This window comes from Sorangium sp. So ce834 (genome assembly GCF_051521425.1).
GTDB lineage: Bacteria > Myxococcota_A > Polyangia > Polyangiales > Polyangiaceae > Sorangium > Sorangium cellulosum_D.
This window is the reverse complement of sequence record NZ_CP150351.1, coordinates 6,580,016-6,598,756: the sequence shown is the minus strand read 5'-3', so window position 1 is coordinate 6,598,756 and position 18,741 is coordinate 6,580,016. Positions and strand designations below refer to the sequence as shown.

Here is an 18,741-nt window from a genome sequence, read left to right as displayed (position 1 = left end):
TGCGGAGGCGTCATGAGGCGCTCGCCGGTTCGAATCCACCCGAGGCGAGCGCGGGGAGGAGCTCGGCGAGACGATCGAACGTCTCGCGCATGCCGGCCTCCATGCCGGACTGCAGGTGCGCGTCGCGATCGGCCTGGGACTGGTAGACGATCCGGCTCGTCAACGTCGTCTTCCCGTCGCGCTCATCGTACGTCGCCGTGGCGAGCATCTCGTGGCCCGGACCGAGCGGCTCGTAGTTCTCGGTGCACACGACCCGCTCGGGCCGCACGATCTCTCGGTACACGCCCGTGAACCCGTGCTCGCTCCCGTCGGGCGCGCGCAGGACGTAGCGCCACCTTCCGCCCACGCGCAGGTCGATCTCGCAGACCGACATCGTGAGGACCCGGAGGCCGTACCAGCGCTTCACGTACTCTGGCTTCGTCATCGCATCGAACACGATGCTCCGGGGCGCCGCGAACGTGCGGGTGATGACGATCTCCCGCTCTGACCTGACTTCAAGGTTCGTCGTCTCCATCTTCACCCTTTCTCTTCGTTGCGTTGGATCTCGGCCAGAAAATCGTCGAGCTGCTCGAAGCGCTCGTCCCAGATGTCCCGGAAGCGCTCGAGCCACGCGCCGAGCTCGCGCAGCGGCGCCGCGCGCAGCCCGTAGATGCGCTGCTGCGCGCGGGGCTGGACGCCGACGAGGCCGGCGTCCCGCAGTACGCGCAGGTGCTTCGAGACCTGAGGCTGCGGGAGCGGCAGGCGGTCGCAGATCTCGCCGACCGCCAGGGGCCCGGCGCGAAGCAGCTCGACGATGCGCAGGCGGGTCGGATCGGCGAGCGCCGCGAACGTCTGCATCATCGACGATATATATTCCATTTACGGTATATTCTTGTCAAGGAATATACGTCGGAAGGTCCTGGAATTTGGCTTGCGCCAACTATGACCGATCGACGCTTGACCAAATTTCGAAATCAGTCATTTTTTTCAAGGCGAGGAGGGCGAGGGTGGCCGACGGAGATTTCTCGAAGCAGCGGCAGCGGGCCGAGCGGATCCTGGATGCGGCGGCGGAGCTGGTGCTCCGCTGGGGGTACAAGCGCGTCACCATCGACGAGGTCGCCAAGCGGGCGAACATCGGCAAGGGCACGGTCTACCTGCACTGGAAGACCCGCGAGGCGCTCTTCCTGGCGGTCCTCGCGCGCGACGCCCTGCGCATGTTCGACAGGTTCGCCGAGGTCATGCGCGAGGATCCGGCGGAGATCCTGCTCCACCGCGTGATGCGGCGCAGGCTCCTCCTCCTGGAGGAGTATCCGCTGCTGCAAGCGCTGTTCTCCCGCGACACCGAGGTGCTCGGCAGCCTCGTCACCGACAGCACGGCGCGCCCGCTCCAGGCGAACAAGTTCGCTTACCTCCGCGAGTACTGCGGGCTCCTGCGGTCGCACGGGCTGCTGCGCACCGACGTGGATCTGGACGCCCAGATCTACGCGATCAACGCGGCCGTGCTCGGCTTCTACATGATCGATCCGCTGCTCGTGGCCGAGCAGCGGCGGCCGATCGAGGAGCGGGCCGACATGGTCGCCATGATGGTGCGCAGGGCCTTCGAGCCCCCCGAGCCCCCCGATCCCGGCGTCGTGCGCGCGCTCGCGCCCGCGATCGTCGACCAGTTCGACCAGCTACGCGCTCACTACGCGCGGTTCGCACACGGCAACATCACCTCAACGCGGGAGAGCCCCGAGGAGTGATCCGATATGAGCACGACCGACGTGACCACCCAGCCGAGCCAGCCCACGCTGGACGCCTTCCTCACGTGGCTGCGCGACGCGCGCGAGTCCACCCCCGTTCTTCACGACGAGAAGCAGCGCAGCTGGCAGCTCTTCCGCCACGTGGACATCCTCCGCGTGCTGTCCGATCCGGCGACGTTCTCGTCGGACATGTCCAAGTTCATCCCGCCTCAGGCCGACTTCGACCTGTTCTCCAGGGGCAACTTCGTCCGGATGGACCCGCCCAAGCACCGGAAGCTCCGCGATCTCGTCAGCCAAGCGTTCACGCCGCGCGTGGTGGCGGGGCTCGCGCCGCGGATCGCGGCCGTCACCGGCGAGCTGCTCGCCGACGTCGGCGACGCCGAGCGCTTCGACCTGGTCGGGAGCGTGGCCCATCCGCTGCCGGTGATCGTCATCGCCGAGCTGCTCGGCGTCCCCGTCGCGGACCGCGGGGCCTTCCGGACCTGGGCCGACTCGATGCTGTCGCGAGAGAGCCAGGGCCCGGGCGAATTGCCGGATCAGGCCATGATGGACCGCCTCGGGTCGGTGCTCGGCGAGATGAACCGCTACCTCCTGGCGCACATCCAGCAGCGCCGCGCGCGCATCACCGACGATCTCATCGGCCAGCTGGTGCGCGCGGAGGTCGACGGGCACCGCCTGGAGGACGAGGAGATCGTCGGCTTCGTCGGCCTGCTGCTGATCGCCGGGCACATCACGACGACCGCGCTCCTCGGGAACGCGATCCTCTGCCTCGATGAGCACCCCGCCGCCGCGGCGGAGCTGCGGGCCGACCCGGCGCGGATCCCGGCGGCCATCGAGGAGGTGCTCCGTTACCGCTCTCCGTTCCCGCGGCTCGCCCGCCGGACCACGAGGGAGGTCGAGATCGGCGGGGAGCCGGTCCCCGCCGATCAGGTGATCATGCTGTGGATCGCCTCGGCCAACCGGGACGGCGCCCACTTCCAGGACCCCGACACGTTCGATATCCACCGCAAGCCGAACCAGCACCTGAGCTTCGGGCACAGCATCCACTTCTGCCTCGGCGCCCCGCTGGCCAGGCTCGAGGCCAAGATCGCGCTGGAGATCCTCCTCGACCGGTACCGGATGATCGCGGTGGCCCGCGACGATCGCTGCGAGCTCCACAATCCGTGGAACATGATCAGCGCCCGGCGACTTCCCGTGGACGTCCAGCGAAGCTTGCGCTGAAGAGGGGGCAGCGCGCGCCGGCCGAAGCGCTTCCCGCCGGGCCGGCGCGCCCGCCCTGCGTCCGCCCTACAGGAGGAGCTCCGCCCTCGAGGTCGAGTCCTCGAGATCGCGGGTGATCCGGAAACCGAGCTTCTGCGCGACGCGCTGCATCTCGACGTTCTCGGCGAGGATATCGGCGCTGATGCGGGAGAGCCCCTCGTCCCGGGCGATCTGCACGAGGAGGCCGAGGAGCCGCGACCCGAGCCCCTTTCGCTGGTGCTCGTCGCTGATCAGCAGGGCGAACTCCGAGTCGTTGGTGCCGGGCAGCTTGCTCAGCCGGCCCACCCCGATGATCTCGCGATCGGCGCCGTCCGCGGGCGGCTTCTCGACGACGAGCGCCATCTCGCGGTCGTAGTCCACGAAGCAGACGCGCGTCAGCCGCTCGTGCGCGGTGCGCAGGTCGAGCTGCATCGGGTAGAAGTACCGGAGCCGCACGGTGCGCTCGGAGAGCGTCTGGTGGAACTTGACCAGCAGCGGCTCGTCCTCGGGGCGGATCGGGCGGATCGTGAACGCCTGTCCGTCTCGGCCCTTCAGCTCCGTCACGTACTGCGTCGGATACGCGCGGATCGCCGACCGGGGGAGCGCCGACGCGGGGGTGTCCGCCGGGTGCAGGACGACGCGGGCGTCGAGGGCGATCATCCGCTCGGCGCTCACGGCCAGCGGGTTGATGTCGATCTCGCGGATCCACGGCTGCTCGATCACCATCTGCGAGAACCGCACGAGCAGGTGCTCGAGGGCCGCGAGGTCCACCGGCGCGCGGCCGCGCACGCCCTTGAGGGCGCGGTAGATCTTGGTCTGCTCCATCATGCGCCGGGCCAGCGTCGCGTTGAGCGGCGGCAGGGCGAGCGCGCGGTCCTTGAACACCTCGACGAGCTGCCCGCCGGCCCCGAACAGGAGCACCGGGCCGAACTGCGGATCGATCGAGCTGCCGAGGATGATCTCGTAGGCGTCCTTCAAGGCGATCATCGGCTGCACCGTCACGCCCTGGAAGTGCTCCGCGCCCGCCTTCTGCGAGACGCTCTCGTGGATCTCCGCGAACGCCCGGCGGACGGCGTCGTCGTCGCGCAGGTTGAGCTTCACGCCGCCCACGTCGGTCTTGTGCGTGATCGTCGCGCTGTACAGCTTGAGGACGGCCGGATACCCCATCTCCCGGGCGATGGCCGAGGCGTCCTCGACGCGCTGAGCGACGGCGGTCTGCACCGTCGGGATGCCGTACGCCGCCATGAGCTGCTTCGACTCGAACTCATCCATGAGCGTCCGGCCCGACGCGCGGACGCCGGCGACGAGCGCCGCCGCCTTCTCGTGATCGATGTTCTGCGCGCGCTCATCCAGGCTCGGCGTCTCGTACAGGCCGCGCAGGTTGTACGTGTAGCGGTACATGGAACAGAACGCGCGCGCGGCGGTGTCGGGGTACTCGAAGGTCGGGATCCCGGCGCGGTTCAGGATCGACTTGCCCGCCTCCACCTCGGCGCCGCCCATCCAGCTGGCCAGGACCGGCTTGCCCTCGACGTGCGCGTGCTTGCGCAGGGCCTCGGCGGTCTCGGTCGATTGGGTCATGTCCTGCGGCGTGAGGATGACGAGCACGCCGTCGTTGTTCGGGTCCTTGGCGCAGATCTCCAGGGCCTTCTGGTAGCGGTCGGCGCCGGCGTCGCCGAGCACGTCGACCGGGTTGTTGCGGCTCCACGCGGCGGGGAGGAAGCTGTTCAGCTCGCCCAGGATCTCCGCCGAGATCGGCGCCAGCTCGCCGCCGTGGGCGACGAGCGCGTCGGTCGCGAGGACGCCCGGGCCGCCGGCGTTGGTGACGACGCACAGGCGGTTATTGCGGGGCCGCGGCTGCTTGGCCAGCGTCTCGGCCATCGAGAACAGGTCCGCGATGTCGTTCACGCGCAGCACGCCCACGCGCCGGAACGCCGCGTCGAGCACCTCGTCCGAGCCGGTGAGCGAGCCCGTGTGCGAGGCGGCCGCCTTCGCCGCCGCCTCGCTGCGGCCGGGCTTGATCACGATGATCGGCTTGTTCAGGGCCACCTCGCGGGCGGCCGACAGGAACGATCGCGCGTCGCCGATCGATTCCATGTAGATGAGGATGCTGTTCGTCTTGGGGTCGTTGCCGAGGTAGTCGATGAGGTCGCCCCAGCCGACGTCGAGCATCGAGCCGACGCTGACGAACGCGCTGAAGCCGACCTGTTCCTGGAGGCTCCAGTCGAGCACCGCGGTGCAGAGCGCGCCGGACTGGCTGATGAACGCCACCTTGCCCGGCCGCGCCTGCCCCTTCGCGAACGTGGCGTTGAGCCCGCCGATCGGGTTCATGACGCCGAGGCAGTTGGGGCCGATGATGCGCATCTTCCCGCGGGCGCGCTCCATGATCTGCCGCTCGAGCGCGACGCCCGGAGGGCCCATCTCCTTGAAGCCGGCGGAGATGACGATGGCGCCGGGGACGCCGGCGTCGACGCACTCGCCGAGCAGGCCCGGCACGCTCGCGGCCGGCGTCACGAGGACCGCCAGGTCCACCTTGGCGGGGACGGCCGCGATGCTCGGGTAGGCCTTGATGCCGAGGACGCTGGACCGCTTGGGGTTCACCGGGAAGACCGTCCCGCCGAACGGGTTGCTGATCAGGTTCCAGAGGAGGGTGCGGCCGACGGCGCCGCTGTTCTCGGTCGCGCCGATGACGGCGACGTTCCGCGGCTTGAAGATCGGGTCGAGGCTCTGAAATTCCTGACGAAGCACGTCGTGGGCGCGGTCGGTCGTGGGCAGGGGATCAGGCATGACGCTCCTCGGGAGGCTCTGTTTGGCGGTGTCGCCGCGGGTGCTCCTCGGCGCGTCGCCCGGCGGCGACGGCGGCTGTCTTGCCACGCGGCCGGGCTCGGCGCACCGGCCGTCTCGTGGAGGATGCGAGAAGCAGATTCCGTGCCCAGAGCAGGCTCTGCTCGGCCGGCGGGCTCAGCCAGCGAGTTGTGGGGGTTCACCACCGGACCCATCGCGATATGCGCTTGACGCGTGTGTAGCCGCTCCCGTCGACGTGCAGTCCCAAGCGCTGCGCAGACGCTGAGTGGAGGTGTGGACCCCAGCCACCGTCGTCCACCGGACTGTCCGCGTCAGAGCCGAGGCTGTACCTCCAACAGCTGCTGTAATGCTGCGTCACGCGCGAATATTTCACGGAGCAGTTCTCGGGCCAGGTATCGCCGTCGAAGTCCGAGGACGACCAGCCAGCGGCGAACTGAGCTGCGTAGATCTCGGATTCGCCGGATACGAGCTCCGGAGCCTTGAAGTGCAGGGTGTCTGGCTCGATGCCGGCCGACCTCGCGTGGAAGAGCTGGGCGACCTTCCCCTGAATGTCTTCTACCTCGTCGCGGTACTCGGTCCCCTGGTGGTATAACCACCCTTGATAGACGTTGGTGTCGAGCGATGGCTCCCCTTTGCTGCCGAATCGACGGAGGTACGGAATGTCCCAGAAGGCCATCGTGGTCCCCTGGTCCGAGCCGACGCTGTTGTAAAGGAGCGCCCAGCCGCCGCCTTCGGACTCCATGTCGCAGTAGACCGCGGGCGCTTCGGCGGCGCCGGAGGCACCAGGATCGTGAAGGTACACGCCGCTCGGCGAGCCGGCCGGAACCTCGGCGCAGCTCGGATAGATACACCCCTCGTTGACGGTTCCGTCGCAGTTCTCGTCGGCTGGCGTATCGCACAGCTCGATCGCAGGTTGGATCTGACCCTCACATGGGCCATACTCCGTCCCCTCGTCATTGCAGGTCCTCGCCCCCGCCTTGCATAGGCCAGCACCCATCGTCGATGGCGGTCCGCCGTAGCAGAGCTCCTGCGTTCCAGGCTCGCAGATTTTGTCCTTGCCGCCCGTCGCCCCAGCCGCGCCACCGGCGTCGCGATCGAACCCCCGCGTTTTCGAAGAACAGGCCGTGCTCATCGCCAACATAGTGGTCGCCGCGCAGAACGTACGTGCTCTCGGCATGACGCGCAGAAGCATCCCGCACCTCCCCTCGGTACCCACGTGATCACGAGCTTGACGGCGCGGCGTCCTTGACGATCGCTCCGACGCCCGGAGAGCTCTAGAACCACCCAGGTCGGTACCCAATCTTGATGCCGCAGGAGATGGTGCGTTTCCCGAATTGTCTGGCGCTCGCGCAGCGCGGCGCCACGATGAAATCGAGACGGAAGCAGGGATGTCAGGGGCGATGTGTCAGGCAGTGCCAGGGCTTTGTACGATGAACAATGTAGTCAGGCGGTCAGCGCCTCGAACCCGAGCGCGGCGGCGCTGAGCGCCGAGGCGGACTCCCCGCAGTCCTCGCAAGAACCCACGCCCTCCTCGAAAGCGCAGCACGACGACATGATCCCCACGCAGAGCGCAGCTGACGCGTACGAATAACGCATTCGGCCTCAGGCCCGGCCTTCGCCCGGGCCGCCGCGCCGCGCCGCGATCAGGAGCGAGACGGCATCGAGGATGCGCTCCACGCCGAAGTGAAATGCGTGCTCCGGGCTTGACGCCCCTTGATAGGCCTGACCCGCGGATTGTCCGACGCGCGTCGCCACGGGGAACCGCTTCGCGTCGACGACCTTGTCGAGCAGCGGGGCGGTGGCGACCCACCACTCCACGTCCGTCATGCCGCTCTCCTGCCGCGTGCGCCGCGCGCTCGCCTGCGCTCGCGCCGTGCCCTCGACGTGCGTGAGCAGGAGGGTGAGCACCGAGTCCATCTCCACGTCGGTGAGGCCCAGGCCGTCGAGCGGCCGCAGCTCGGCCTCGTACTTGAGCGAGGCGTTCGGCCCGATCACGGGGCGCGCGCTCACGATCTCGAGCAGCCACGGGTGCCGCTGGTAGAGCTCCCAGTTGCGCGCGGCGATGTATCCGAGCGACGCGCGCCACCCGCCCGGCTGCCGCGAGGGCGCGTCCACGTCGTCGTAGAGCTCGCCGCAGACCGTGTCGATCATGAGATCGGTCAGCTCGGCCTTGCTGGGAACATGCGTGTAGAGCGACATGGTCCCGACGTTCAGCTGGTCGGCGAGGTGCCGCATGGAGACGGCCTCCAGCCCGCGCGCGTCGGCGAGCGCGATGGCCGCCGTCACGATGGCGCGCACCGTCAGCCCCGACCTCCCGGGCTTGCCGTGAGAGCCCCAGAGCAGCGCGAGGCTCCTCGCCGGGTCGGCAGCGCGCCCTTCACCCTCGCGCGGCGCGCGCTGGCTGGCCGGCTTCGCGGGGCCCTTCCTCATCGAGACGCCCTCGCGCCCTCGGGCCCGACAGCGGCCCGCCGAGCCGCGCCGTGTGTGGTACACATCACGGAACGCCGCATCGGCGGGAGTATGGGCGGGAGCGAAGCGGCACGTCAACGCAAGACGTCGCCGCCGGGCCGACCGCGGCGCGGCGGCGCCAGCGATGAGAGGCCTCGTGGCGCAGCCGCCTACGCTCGGAGCGCCCGGAGCCACCAGGCCGGGCGTGTCACGCGCGGCTTCCCGTGCCCGGCCAGCGGGTGTAATAGCGGAGCGTGTCTCTCCTCACTTCTGTCCAGCTCCCGCTCGTCGCCGCTCGCCGCGCCTCCAGCGGCGATCCCGGCGGGGGCTCCGGTCCGAGCGGCGCGGGCGCAGCCGGCGGCGGTGCCGGCACGGGCGCCGCCGGCGCAGGGGAGGGGGAGACAGAATGATTCGAGGATGTCAAGTCGAATCACCGCGCCTGCAGCGCGCGACCGGAGATCCCTTGTGCGGGCCGCTCGCCTTCCCGGAAGAGGATTGGGCCATCGATGATGTCTCCACGCCTCGAGGGGCCCGCCTCCGGTCGACCGCGCGCGGCGGCCGGCACCTCCCGAGCTCGGGAGTGACGAGCACGTGAGAGAGGACAAAGGCGGGGAATCCGGGCGGCGCGCCGAGCAGCGCAGAACCTGGCGAGCTGCCGCTTCGGAGAGGCCTTTTCGCGCGCCGCAGGCGGCGCTGGCGCGATGAGGGGCGTGTCGCTCACCTCCTGCCACGGAAGCGCCGATGGTGAGATCAGAACGGACCTTGGCGGGAATAATAACAACGCCTAGATCTCATCAAGTTCGTCGGGTTACTTACGGGCTCGAAGGCTGACACTGTTGGAAGAAATTTCCAGCCGTGGTCGACAGGTCCGCGGCTCCGTTGATTCAACACGAAGCGGACCACTGCAGGCGCACGTCTTCGAGGGATATCGGTCAATGCACAGGAGCGGCCTGCCTCGGCGCCGGATGACACGGCCGGCGCTCGGCGCGGGCGAGCCGACCAACACCGGTCAGCCGCATCAACGAGGAAAACACCGTCATGAGCTATGCACGCATTGCCATCAGGAAGGGTCGAATCGGACCCTCGCTACTCTGCTTGTTGCTCCCCCTGTCGCTCGCCACGTTGACCGCCTGCGGGTCGGACGCCGAGAAGGGCGAGCCGGGCGAGCAAGGCCCGCCGGGCGAGCAGGGGCCGCCGGGAGAGCAGGGGCCGCCGGGAGAGGACGGTAATCCGGGAGAGAACGGCGCGTCGGACGGGCCAGGGGCCGACCCGGGCAAGTACGTCTCGACCGAGGGCGGCGCGGGTCGCTTCGCCCTCGCCGTGAACGGCGAGGTTCCTCCGCTGGTCGTCAGCGCCGACGATTACGAGGGCGTGCGCCGCGTCGTGGACGACCTCGCGGCGGACATCCGGCGGGTGACCGACGCCCCGGCGCAGGTCGAGAACGAGATCCCCGCGTCGGCGACCGAGGTGGTCATCATCGGCACGCTGGGCAAGAGCCCCCTCATCGATCAGCTGGAGGAGAGCGGGAAGCTCGACGCCTCGGCGCTCACCGGGAAGTGGGAGACGTTCGTCACGCAGATCGTCGAGGACCCGGTGGAGGGCGTGGAGCGGGCGCTCGTGATCGCCGGCAGCGATCAGCGCGGCGCCATCTTCGGCGCGTACGACCTCTCCGCGCAGATCGGCGTGTCGCCCCTGTACTGGTGGGACGACGTCCCGCCCCAGAAGAAGCGCGCGCTGTACGTGCTGCCCGGGGCCCACACCCAGGGTGAGCCCGCCGTGAGGTACCGCGGCTTCTTCGTCAACGACGAGAACCCCGCGACCGGCAACTGGGCGGCGAAGATGTTCGGGCCGGGCAAGGCGCCGGGCTTCCCGGGCGGGCTCAACCACCTCTACTGGGAGAAGGTCTTCGAGGCCGCGCTCCGCATGAAGGCGAACTACATCTGGCCGGCCGTGTGGGGCCGGGCGTTCGCGGAGGACGACCCCGAGAACCACAAGACGGCGACGCGCTACGGCATCGTGATGGGCACCTCGCACGAGGCCCCGATGATGCAGGGCATCGAGGAGTGGAATCGCCACGTCGTCCCCGAGGTGAAGGACGCCCAAGGCAACGTCGTCACGCCGAAGACGGACCCGTACGGCGGCACCGGCGACTGGCGCTTCTCCGTCAACGCGGAGGCGCTGAAGAAGCACTGGACCAAGGGCATCCAGCGGATGGCCGACGAGGACATCGAGGGCGTCGTCACGCTCGGCATGCGCGGCCCCGGCGACGTGAGCCTGCCCCCGGAGGACGGCATTCCTCTGATGGAGCAGATCATCGCCTCCCAGCGGAAGATCCTCGCGGACATCACCAAGAAGGACGTGGAGACCATTCCCCAGGTCTGGACGCTCTACAAGGAGATCCAGGGGTACTGGGACGCCGGCATCCGCGTGCCGGACGACGTCACGGTGGTCTGGGCCGACGACAACTGGGCCAACATGAAGCGCCTGCCGGCGCCCGGCGAGCAGCGGGCCGGCGGATACGGCCTGTATTACCACTTCGATTACGTCGGCGGGGGCCGCAACTACAAGTGGGTCGACACGACGCTCCTGCCCAACGTCTGGGAGCAGCTCCACCTCGCCTACAACTACGGCGTGGATCGGCTCTGGGTGGTCAACGTCGGCGACTTCAAGAACGAGGAGCTCCCGCTCCAGTTCTTCCTGGACTACGCCTGGAACCCGGAGCGGTGGCCGGTCGAGCGCATCGGCGAGTGGTACGAGCGGTGGACCGAGCAGCAGTTCGGCCCGGACTACGCGGACATCATCGCCGACATCCTGCACGGCTACTCGCTGCTCCAGTCGGATCGCAAGCCGGAGCTGACGAACCGGAAGATCACGGTCGATTACGACCTCCTGTACTCCGATCCGACGACCCAGCAGCCGGACCCCGACACCGCGGCCGTCACGTACGACGACAGCGCCAGCCCGTTCAGCCTCACCAACTACCAGGAGCTCGAGCAGGTCGCCGGCGAGTGGGAGTCGCTGGCCTCGCAGGCGGAGTTCGTGGCCAAGCTCCTGCCGCACGAGGCGCAGGACGCCTACTTCCAGCTCGTGCTCTACCAGGTGAAGGCGACCGCCAACCTGTACGCGCTGCGCCTGGCGGGCTTCAAGAACAAGCTCTACGCGGCGCAGGGGCGGGCGGCGACCAACGACATGGCCGCCGTCGCGGAGGCGCGGCTCCAGGACGACCTGGCGCTCTCCTACTACTACAATCACGATCTCACCGGCGGCAAGTGGGAGGGCTTCCAGACGCAGCCGCACATCGGCTACGGCGCGCCTGGCAACCCGTCCTGGCAGCAGCCCGAGTACCAGTACAACAACATCCAGGAGTTCATCTGGCCTGAGCTCGTGTCGATCGAGGTCCCCGCGGCGGCGGAGCTCGGCGTGGCGATCGACGGCTCGAGCAACTACTGGACGGCGGGCGGGGGCAGCGAAGAGGAGCCCGTGCTGCCGGCGTTCAGCCCGTACCAGACGGCGCCCGAGCAGTACATCGAGGTGTTCAACCGCGGCAGCGAACCGCTCGAGTACACGATCGAGGCCAAGCTGCCCGTCGACTGCCCCGCCGGCTGGGCCAGCTGGGGCGGCGGCGCCCCGTGCCCGCCCTGGCTGACCATCTACCCGAGCCACGGCGTCGTCGACAAGGAGGTGCGCGCCACGGTGCGGGTCGACTGGACCATGGCCCCCACGACGTTTCCCAACCCCGAGGATCCGTCGCAGCAGCTGCCGCTCCAGTTCCCGCTCGAGATCCCGATCACGGTGAGCGGGTCGGACGGCAGCTCGGTGGTGGTCAAGGCGCACGTCGAGGACCCGAGGAAGCTCGACTGGAAGCCCAACCGCTACATCGAGGCCAACGGCTATGTGTCGATGCAGGCGGAGCGCTACAGCCGCGCGATCGAGACGGACGAGATCTGGTGGAAGCAGATCCCGGACATCGGCCGCACCGGAGACGGCATCACGCCGTTCCCGGTCACGGCGGCGGCCCAGCAGCCCGGCGGCAACTCGCCTCGGCTCGAGTACGACATGCACCTCACCAGCAGCGGCCAGGTGAACGTCTATGTGTACGTGTCCCCCAGGAACAACTTCCAGAACTGGAAGGACGGGATGCAGTACGGCGTGTCGATCGACAACGGCGCGATCCAGCGGGTCAACATGACCCACGCCATCGAGCTCAACGGCAATGGCAACAAGATCTGGGAGCGGCACACCTCGGACAACGTCAACATCATGCGCACCAAGCACACGATCAACGCGCCGGGGGATCACGTCCTGAAGTTCTGGATGGTCCATCCTGGCGTGATCCTCCAGAAGATCGTGGTGGACACGGGCGGCGTGAAGGACAGCTACCTGGGCCCGCCCGAGAGCTACCGGATGGGCAACGGGACGGAATAGTCGCACGTCGGCTGTAAGCGACCTCGGAGGGCCCGCTGCGCACGGGGTGCGCGGCGGGCTCTCGCCGTTTGTGGCGCCCCGCTCTCGGCGCCCGCGAACCCTTTGCCCGGCTTGCGGCTGGTTGTACGATGCCGGCGCTCGCAGCGACGAGACCGCGCGGCTCTGCCCCGGATCTACCCCGGATCGAGGCCGCGCCGCGCGCTCCCGCGCGCCGCCCGAGGAGACCGCAACGATGAAGATGACCTTTCGCTGGTACGGAGAGAACGATCCCGTCAAGCTGGAGTATATCCGCCAGATCCCGGGCATCTACGGCATCGTCTCGGCGATCTACGACGTGCCGGTGGGCGAGGTGTGGCCGGTCGAGAAGCTGGAGGCGCTCCGGGCGCGCATCGAGGGCGTCGGGCTGAAGTTCGACGTGGTGGAGAGCGTGCCGGTGCACGAGGACATCAAGCTCGGCAAGCCGGCGCGCGAGCGTCTGATCGACAACTTCTGCCAGAACATCCGCAACTGCGCGGCCGTCGGCGTGAAGGTGATCTGTTACAACTTCATGCCGGTCTTCGACTGGACGCGCACCGAGATGGCCAAGGAGCTCTCCGACGGCTCGCTGACCCTGGCCTTCGACGCCGGGGCCGCGGCGAGGATCGACCCCGAGCAGGGCATTGCGCTGCCCGGCTGGGACACCAGCTACAAGCCCGAGGAGCTCCGCGCCGTCCTCGGCGAGTACAAGAACGTCGATGAAGAGGCGCTATGGGCGCACCTCGAGCACTTCCTCCGGCGCATCATCCCGGTCGCCGAGGAGGTCGGCGTCCGCATGGCCATGCACCCGGACGACCCGCCCCGGCCGATCTTCGGTCTGCCGCGCATCGTCAAGAACCGCGACGACCTGATGCGCCTCGTGAAGATCGTCGACTCCCCGGCGAACGGCATCACGCTGTGCTCCGGCTCGCTGGGCGCGGACCTGTGCAACAGCATCGTGTCGCTGGTGCACGAGTTCGGCGGCATGGGCCGCGTCCCGTTCGGGCACATGCGCAACGTGGCGGTCCAGGAGGACGGCACGTTCTTCGAGTCCGCCCACCTGTCCTGCGAGGGCTCGCTCGACATGGCCGCCATCGTGAAGGCATATCACGACGTCGGCTTCGACGGCTATGTGCGCCCGGACCACGGCCGCATGATCTGGGGCGAGACCGGCAAGCCGGGTTATGGTCTGTACGACCGCGCGCTGGGCCTAGTCTACCTCAATGGCCTGTGGGAGGCGACGTGCAAGCTCTCGCGCGGGAGCGGCGACGAGGGCGTCGGTCCAGCGTGAGCGGGCAGGGGAGGCCCGCGGATGCCGACCGAGTGCGCTCCTCGTCCTCGATCGCCACGAGCTGCTCGACCACCCTCGGCGCGTGCGTCGTCCTGTCACAGCGGCATCGGGCGCGTGCCAGTCGCGCCCCGACCCGGGTCGGCTCGACCCGCCGCGCTCCAGGGCTCAGGACGAGCCGCTCGCGCCGTCGGGCCTCTTCATGCCCCAGGCCAGATCCTCGCGCACCCAGCCCTTCCCGCCCTTTTCGTCGATGATCTGGAGCCAGCGCCCCTTGCGATCGAGGACCTTGAACACCTCGCCGCGCTCGGCCTGGAACGCGACCTCCGCGGAGGTCGTCGGCGCCTCGCGGATGTTGCCCCGCGTCGCCTTGATCACGATCGTCTTGACCCGGGCCAGCAGCCGATCGGCCACCCACGCGAGATCGCCCTCGAAATCCTTGATCTTGCACCACCCGCCCTCGCGCTCCAGGACCTTGACAGGGTAGTACCGGGTCGCGGTGAACTCGACGGGCTCGCGCGTGGACGGGCCCGCGCGGAAGTTCGCGACCGGGACCTTGACGCTGAGCATCTCGGCCTGCGCCGCGCTCGGGAGCGCGACGACGAAGAAGAACAGAACTGGCACCATCGGCCGGATGTTCACGTTTGCCTCCTCTGTTGATGGTCATGCGGCCGCGACGGCCTTGGCGCGGAGCGATGCTGTCATGGGCTCGAGCCCGGTCGCCGCGAGCGCCCGCGGCGATGCGCACCGGCGCGCGCCCGCGCCGGCCGGCCTCGTCCGAGGCGGGCGGCGCGGCCGCGGCCGCCGTCGTGGGCAAGCGTCGCGCCATCGAGCGGCGTGGCTGTCCCGCCGTCCGCCGTCGCCGCGGGCATGAGCGCGGCGCGGCCAGCGGCGCGGCCGATTCGCGTCGGCGGCGGATGGCACGGAGACGCGCAGCGCCTGGAAGACGTGAAGCGCTGGTCGATGGCTCGCGGAAGACCACCGTGCTACCGTCTGAGCGGAATGAACGCCCGCCTCCACCTCGAGTCGTGTTCGCGGCCTCGCCGCGGCGCGCGCGGCGCGTTCCTTCCCCTGCGCACCCGGCTGCTCTGTCCGAGGTCGCCCGCACGCTCGTAAGGGAGCGGTCTTTCGGCGCTTTTCGCCGGCCGCTCCCGGGATGAAGCGCGGGTGTCGTCGAGCACGCCCGCGTCCGGACGAGCTGGACGGGCGCGCCCGCCGGCCTGCTCGCCCCGCGCGGGCCGCCGGCCGCGGCCTGGCTCGAGTCGACAACACAAGGAGATCCTGCTCATGGCACCTCATACGAACCCCATCATCATCACCGAGTTCGACCGCCAGCGGCTCATGCGGTTGCTCGAAGCGCTCCGCGAACGGCCAGGCGCGGAATCCCCGAACCTGGAGGCGCTCGAGATCGAGCTCGAGCGCGCCGACGTCGTGAAGCCGCACGAGATCCCGCCGAACGTCATCACCATGAACTCCAGGGCCCAGCTCGTGGACCTCGACACGCAAGAGGAGCTCTGCGTGACCGTTGTGTTCCCCGGGGCCGCAGAGGTGAACAGCGGGCGAATCTCGGTGCTCGCGCCGATGGGGCTCGCGCTGCTCGGCTGCCGAGAAGCAGAAGAGGTGGAGTGGCCCACGCCGAGCCGAACGCGCCGCCTCCGGATCGACCGCGTCGTCTACCAGCCCGAGGCGTCCGGTCGCTTCGATCTCTGAGGCCGCTCCGAGCGCCGCACGATCCCCCGTGCCCGGGGCCGGCGCGAGCCCGCGGCGCTGGCCCCAGCACCTCGGCGAGCTCGACGCCCGGGTGCACGACCCCTGCGACAATTCGACTCCTCTGCGACATCGTGTCGCACCGTCCCGCGCGCGGCGCGTCCGCCGCGTCACCGCGCGCGCCCGCTGCCGGACTTCGCGCCCCCCGAGCTCGCTGGCATGTGGGTTGCGGGCGTCATGCGGAAGAGGTGCCATCGCCCATGCCGCAGCTCGACTCCTGGCTCGACGTCACATCCTGGCGGGACGTTCTCCGGCGCGCCGTCGCGTGGGTCATCCACGCCTTGCCCACCGCGCTGCTGCTCCTCTTCGTCACGCTCGTGCTGCTCAAGGGGCTCCACCTCCTGTGCAGGCGCGTCGAGGTGTCGTTGATGAGGCGCAGCCGCAGCGGCGACGTCAAGTCGGTGCGCGAGATCGAGAAGCGCTCCGAGGCGCTGCTCGGCATCATCCGGACGACCGGGAGGGTCGTCATCGGGGTCGTGGTGGCGATGATCCTCCTCGTCCAGCTCGGGGTCGACATCGCGCCGCTCCTCGTGGCCGCCGGCATCGCCGGTCTGGCCATCGCCCTCGGCGCGCAGGAGCTCGTGCGCGACGTCATCTCCGGCTTCTTTCTGCTCCTCGAGAACCACCTTCGGCCCGGCGACGTGGTGATCGTCAACGGAACCTCGGGTGTCGTGGAGCACATCGGCCTCCGCACGGTCTCGCTGCGCGACGACGCCGGGGTGGTACACGTCTTCCAGAACGGGAAGATCGACGCGCTCTCGAACACGACCAAGGAGTGGTCTGCCGTGATGTTCGACGTGGCCGTCGCCACCACGGAGGACGTCGACAGGGCGATGCGGGTGATGCGCGAGGTCGCGCGCGAGCTCCAGGAGGACAGGCGCTACAAGGCGAGCCTCCTCGAGCCGCTGGAGCTCCTCGGCGTGGAGTCGTTCGACGAGCGGGCGGTGGTCGTCCGCGCGCGGATCAAGACGCAGCCCGCCGAGCAGTGGCGGGTGGGCCGGGAGTACCGGAGGCGCCTCGCGAAGGCGTTCGGCGCGCACGGCATCGAGATGCCGCCCGTCGACCGGACGAGCCACGCGGCCCAGGCGAAGCCTCCGCCCAGGGCCGACGCGAGGGCGGCGAACGGCGCGGCGAGCGGCGAAAGCGGCGCGCGGCTCGAGGGAGCCGGCGCGCAGGGGTGACGCGCGCCGCGGCGCGCGGAAGATCCCCGGACGCCGCGGCGCGCAGGCCGAGGCGGCCGGCCGCGCGGTGTCTGCGCGTGAGCTGCGCCTGATTTGCAGCCGGGCGCCCTTCGACCTACCCTGCTCCGCCTTGGAAGGCGAGATCGTCGACCGCAAATACCGCCTTACCCGCTTGATCGGCGAGGGAGGGATGGGCTGCGTCTACGACGCGCGGCAGATCGACTCCGGCGAGCGGGTCGCGGTGAAGCTCATCAGCTCGCAGAAGCGCCGGGAGAGCGGCACCGCGCTCGGCCGCTTCCAGCGCGAGGCGCGCGCCGCGGCCGGCATCGAGACCCCGCACATCGTTCGCCTGCTCGACGCCGGGACGGATCCCGCGACCGGCTCGCCGTACCTCGTGATGGAGTACCTCCACGGAGAGGACTTCGGGCAGCTCTTGCACCGCCTCGGGCCGCTCCGGCCCGACGTGGCGTTGCGCATCGTCGTCCAGGCGTGCCTCGGCCTGCAAAAGGCCCACGAAGCCCGGGTGATCCACCGGGACATCAAGCCGGCGAACCTGTTCCTGGCGCGCTCCGACGACGGGGAGATCGTGGTCAAGCTCCTCGACTTCGGGATCGCGAAGATCAAGCCGTCGGAAGGCGGCGTGACGACCGGGCTGACCACGACCGGGAAGATGCTCGGATCGCCGCTCTTCATGGCGCCGGAGCAGATCGAGGACATCCGCACCGTCGATTACCGCACCGACATCTGGTCGCTCGGCGTCGTCCTGTACGCCGCGCTGGCGGGGAACGCGCCTCATCATCACATCGCCTCGATCGCGCGCCTCTTCGTCCTCCTGTGCACGGAGCCGGCGCCGCCCATCCAGGACGCCGCCCCGTGGGTCCCGCGCGAGATGGCCGCCGTGGTGCACCGCGCGCTGGAGCTGAAGATGGGCGATCGCTTCCAGAGCGCGGAGGAGATGCTCGCCGCGATGCTCCCGCTGCTGCCCGGCGGCCACGCGCTGCGGGAGGAGATGCTCGTGGCCGTCACGGACGAGGAGCGCGCCGTGCTGGCGCCGAGGCTCGACGTCGGCCCCGCGGCGCGCCGGGAGGGTGGCCTGGCGAACGCCGGCGAGAGCCGCCCGAGCGACTCGACGGCGGACGGCGGGCGCGGCCGCGCCGTGAGCGCGACGTCCGGCGCTCCGACGACGAGCGGCGCGGCGGGCGGCGCGTCGGCGAGCGGCGCCGCGGCGCGGTCCCGGGCGCCGGCGGTCCTGCTCGCCCTCGGCGTCGCCGGCGCGATCGCGTATTTGGCGGCGCCGCGCGCGGCGGAGCCGGGCGCCGACGCCGCCGTGGCCGCCAGCGCGGCGGCCAGCGAGGCGGCGAGGGCAGCGCCTGCGGCGAGCGACGTCGCGGCGCCCAGCGCGTCGCCTGCGGCCAGCGCGTCGCCTGCGGCCAGCGCCGCGTCCGCGACGCCGCCCGAGGCGACCGATCCTGCGCCCGTCGCCCTCAGGCGGGTCGTCCTGGCCGTCGCGCCCGGCGACGCCGCCGTCGAGGTCGACGGGGCGCCCGCCGAGGTGCGCGGCGGGCTGGTCGAGATCTCCGGTGTGCTCGGCAGCAAGCATCGTGTGCGCCTCGTCCGCGCGGGGGCCGAGCGGGTGGAGGAGGTCGCCGTGACCGAGAATGGCGCGTCTCCGGCGCGGATCGCCCTCGATGTCCCGGCGGCTCGAGCGACCGGCGCGCCGCCCGGCAGACCGCAGCCGCCGCGCCGCCCGGCGCCGGCGAAGGAGCCGTCGGCGGCGCCCAAGCCGCCGGCGGACCCGCTCGTCCCGAGCACGCTTCAGTAGCCGGCGTCGCCCCGAACCAGGTTGCGGGAAAGG

14 protein-coding genes are annotated in these 18,741 nt (G+C 70.0%); 7 read left to right on the top strand and 7 right to left on the bottom strand.

The window, feature by feature from the left end:
- Window positions 1-10 precede the first annotated feature (10 nt).
- Complete coding sequence (locus tag WMF20_RS23840) at window positions 11-514, bottom strand: SRPBCC family protein (RefSeq protein WP_437616904.1); 504 nt, start codon at window positions 512-514, stop codon at window positions 11-13.
- Between the two features lie 2 nt (window positions 515-516).
- A complete protein-coding gene (locus WMF20_RS23835; protein WP_437617161.1) occupies window positions 517-840 on the bottom strand; it encodes an ArsR/SmtB family transcription factor in 324 nt (107 codons plus the stop codon).
- Window positions 841-986: 146 nt separating this feature from the next.
- On the opposite strand from WMF20_RS23835, the gene WMF20_RS23830 reads away from it, so the two are divergent.
- Together WMF20_RS23830 and WMF20_RS23825 are read left to right on the top strand one after the other, a co-directional pair.
- On the top strand, window positions 987-1,721 hold the full coding sequence (locus WMF20_RS23830) for a TetR/AcrR family transcriptional regulator (protein WP_437616903.1): 735 nt from the start codon (window positions 987-989) through the stop codon (window positions 1,719-1,721).
- Between the two features lie 6 nt (window positions 1,722-1,727).
- Window positions 1,728-2,942, top strand: coding sequence for a cytochrome P450 (locus tag WMF20_RS23825; protein WP_437616902.1), 1,215 nt, complete (start codon window positions 1,728-1,730; stop codon window positions 2,940-2,942).
- A 66-nt stretch (window positions 2,943-3,008) separates the two neighbouring features.
- Here WMF20_RS23825 and WMF20_RS23820 read toward each other — a convergent pair whose 3' ends face one another.
- From WMF20_RS23820 to WMF20_RS23805, 4 genes are all read right to left on the bottom strand, one after another.
- Entirely contained in the window at window positions 3,009-5,744 is a 2,736-nt protein-coding gene (locus WMF20_RS23820) for a bifunctional acetate--CoA ligase family protein/GNAT family N-acetyltransferase (RefSeq protein ID WP_437616901.1), read from the bottom strand.
- Window positions 5,745-5,940: 196 nt separating this feature from the next.
- Window positions 5,941-6,954 (bottom strand): fibrinogen-like YCDxxxxGGGW domain-containing protein, encoded by a 1,014-nt coding sequence (locus WMF20_RS23815; protein WP_437616900.1) that lies wholly within the window; start codon window positions 6,952-6,954, stop codon window positions 5,941-5,943.
- A 251-nt stretch (window positions 6,955-7,205) separates the two neighbouring features.
- Window positions 7,206-7,358 carry a hypothetical protein gene (locus WMF20_RS23810; protein WP_437616899.1) on the bottom strand — a complete coding sequence of 51 codons (153 nt, stop codon included), beginning with the start codon at window positions 7,356-7,358 and terminating at the stop codon, window positions 7,206-7,208.
- Window positions 7,359-7,364: 6 nt separating this feature from the next.
- Window positions 7,365-8,192, bottom strand: coding sequence for a TetR/AcrR family transcriptional regulator (locus WMF20_RS23805; protein WP_437616898.1), 828 nt, complete (start codon window positions 8,190-8,192; stop codon window positions 7,365-7,367).
- A gap of 1,113 nt (window positions 8,193-9,305) precedes the next feature.
- On the opposite strand from WMF20_RS23805, the gene WMF20_RS23800 reads away from it, so the two are divergent.
- Both WMF20_RS23800 and uxuA read left to right on the top strand, forming a co-directional pair.
- On the top strand, window positions 9,306-12,635 hold the full coding sequence (locus WMF20_RS23800) for a glycosyl hydrolase 115 family protein (RefSeq protein WP_437616897.1): 3,330 nt from the start codon (window positions 9,306-9,308) through the stop codon (window positions 12,633-12,635).
- A gap of 232 nt (window positions 12,636-12,867) precedes the next feature.
- Window positions 12,868-13,941 (top strand): mannonate dehydratase, encoded by a 1,074-nt coding sequence (uxuA, locus tag WMF20_RS23795; RefSeq protein ID WP_437616896.1) that lies wholly within the window; start codon window positions 12,868-12,870, stop codon window positions 13,939-13,941.
- Between the two features lie 165 nt (window positions 13,942-14,106).
- Here the strand turns inward: uxuA and WMF20_RS23790 are convergent, their stop codons facing one another.
- Complete coding sequence (locus tag WMF20_RS23790) at window positions 14,107-14,580, bottom strand: SH3 domain-containing protein (RefSeq protein WP_437616895.1); 474 nt, start codon at window positions 14,578-14,580, stop codon at window positions 14,107-14,109.
- A gap of 645 nt (window positions 14,581-15,225) precedes the next feature.
- On the opposite strand from WMF20_RS23790, the gene rnk reads away from it, so the two are divergent.
- From rnk to WMF20_RS23775, 3 genes are all read left to right on the top strand, one after another.
- Window positions 15,226-15,648, top strand: a complete 423-nt coding sequence (rnk, locus tag WMF20_RS23785) for a nucleoside diphosphate kinase regulator (protein ID WP_129576477.1) — start codon at window positions 15,226-15,228, stop codon at window positions 15,646-15,648.
- A 257-nt stretch (window positions 15,649-15,905) separates the two neighbouring features.
- A complete protein-coding gene (locus tag WMF20_RS23780; protein WP_437616894.1) occupies window positions 15,906-16,886 on the top strand; it encodes a mechanosensitive ion channel family protein in 981 nt (326 codons plus the stop codon).
- Between the two features lie 130 nt (window positions 16,887-17,016).
- Window positions 17,017-18,708, top strand: a complete 1,692-nt coding sequence (locus tag WMF20_RS23775) for a protein kinase domain-containing protein (protein WP_437616893.1) — start codon at window positions 17,017-17,019, stop codon at window positions 18,706-18,708.
- Window positions 18,709-18,741 lie beyond the last annotated feature (33 nt).

What these genes read in the sequence shown, in the direction of transcription:
- WMF20_RS23840 (WP_437616904.1), bottom strand. Translation starts at nt 514, where the DNA reads ATGGAGACGACGAACCTTGAAGTCAGGTCAGAGCGGGAGATCGTCATC.
- WMF20_RS23835 (WP_437617161.1), bottom strand. Translation starts at nt 840, where the DNA reads ATGATGCAGACGTTCGCGGCGCTCGCCGATCCGACCCGCCTGCGCATC.
- WMF20_RS23825 (WP_437616902.1), top strand. Translation starts at nt 1,728, where the DNA reads ATGAGCACGACCGACGTGACCACCCAGCCGAGCCAGCCCACGCTGGAC.
- WMF20_RS23820 (WP_437616901.1), bottom strand. Translation starts at nt 5,744, where the DNA reads ATGCCTGATCCCCTGCCCACGACCGACCGCGCCCACGACGTGCTTCGT.
- WMF20_RS23815 (WP_437616900.1), bottom strand. Translation starts at nt 6,954, where the DNA reads ATGCTTCTGCGCGTCATGCCGAGAGCACGTACGTTCTGCGCGGCGACC.
- WMF20_RS23810 (WP_437616899.1), bottom strand. Translation starts at nt 7,358, where the DNA reads ATGCGTTATTCGTACGCGTCAGCTGCGCTCTGCGTGGGGATCATGTCG.
- WMF20_RS23805 (WP_437616898.1), bottom strand. Translation starts at nt 8,192, where the DNA reads ATGAGGAAGGGCCCCGCGAAGCCGGCCAGCCAGCGCGCGCCGCGCGAG.
- uxuA (WP_437616896.1), top strand. Translation starts at nt 12,868, where the DNA reads ATGAAGATGACCTTTCGCTGGTACGGAGAGAACGATCCCGTCAAGCTG.
- rnk (WP_129576477.1), top strand. Translation starts at nt 15,226, where the DNA reads ATGGCACCTCATACGAACCCCATCATCATCACCGAGTTCGACCGCCAG.
- WMF20_RS23780 (WP_437616894.1), top strand. Translation starts at nt 15,906, where the DNA reads ATGCCGCAGCTCGACTCCTGGCTCGACGTCACATCCTGGCGGGACGTT.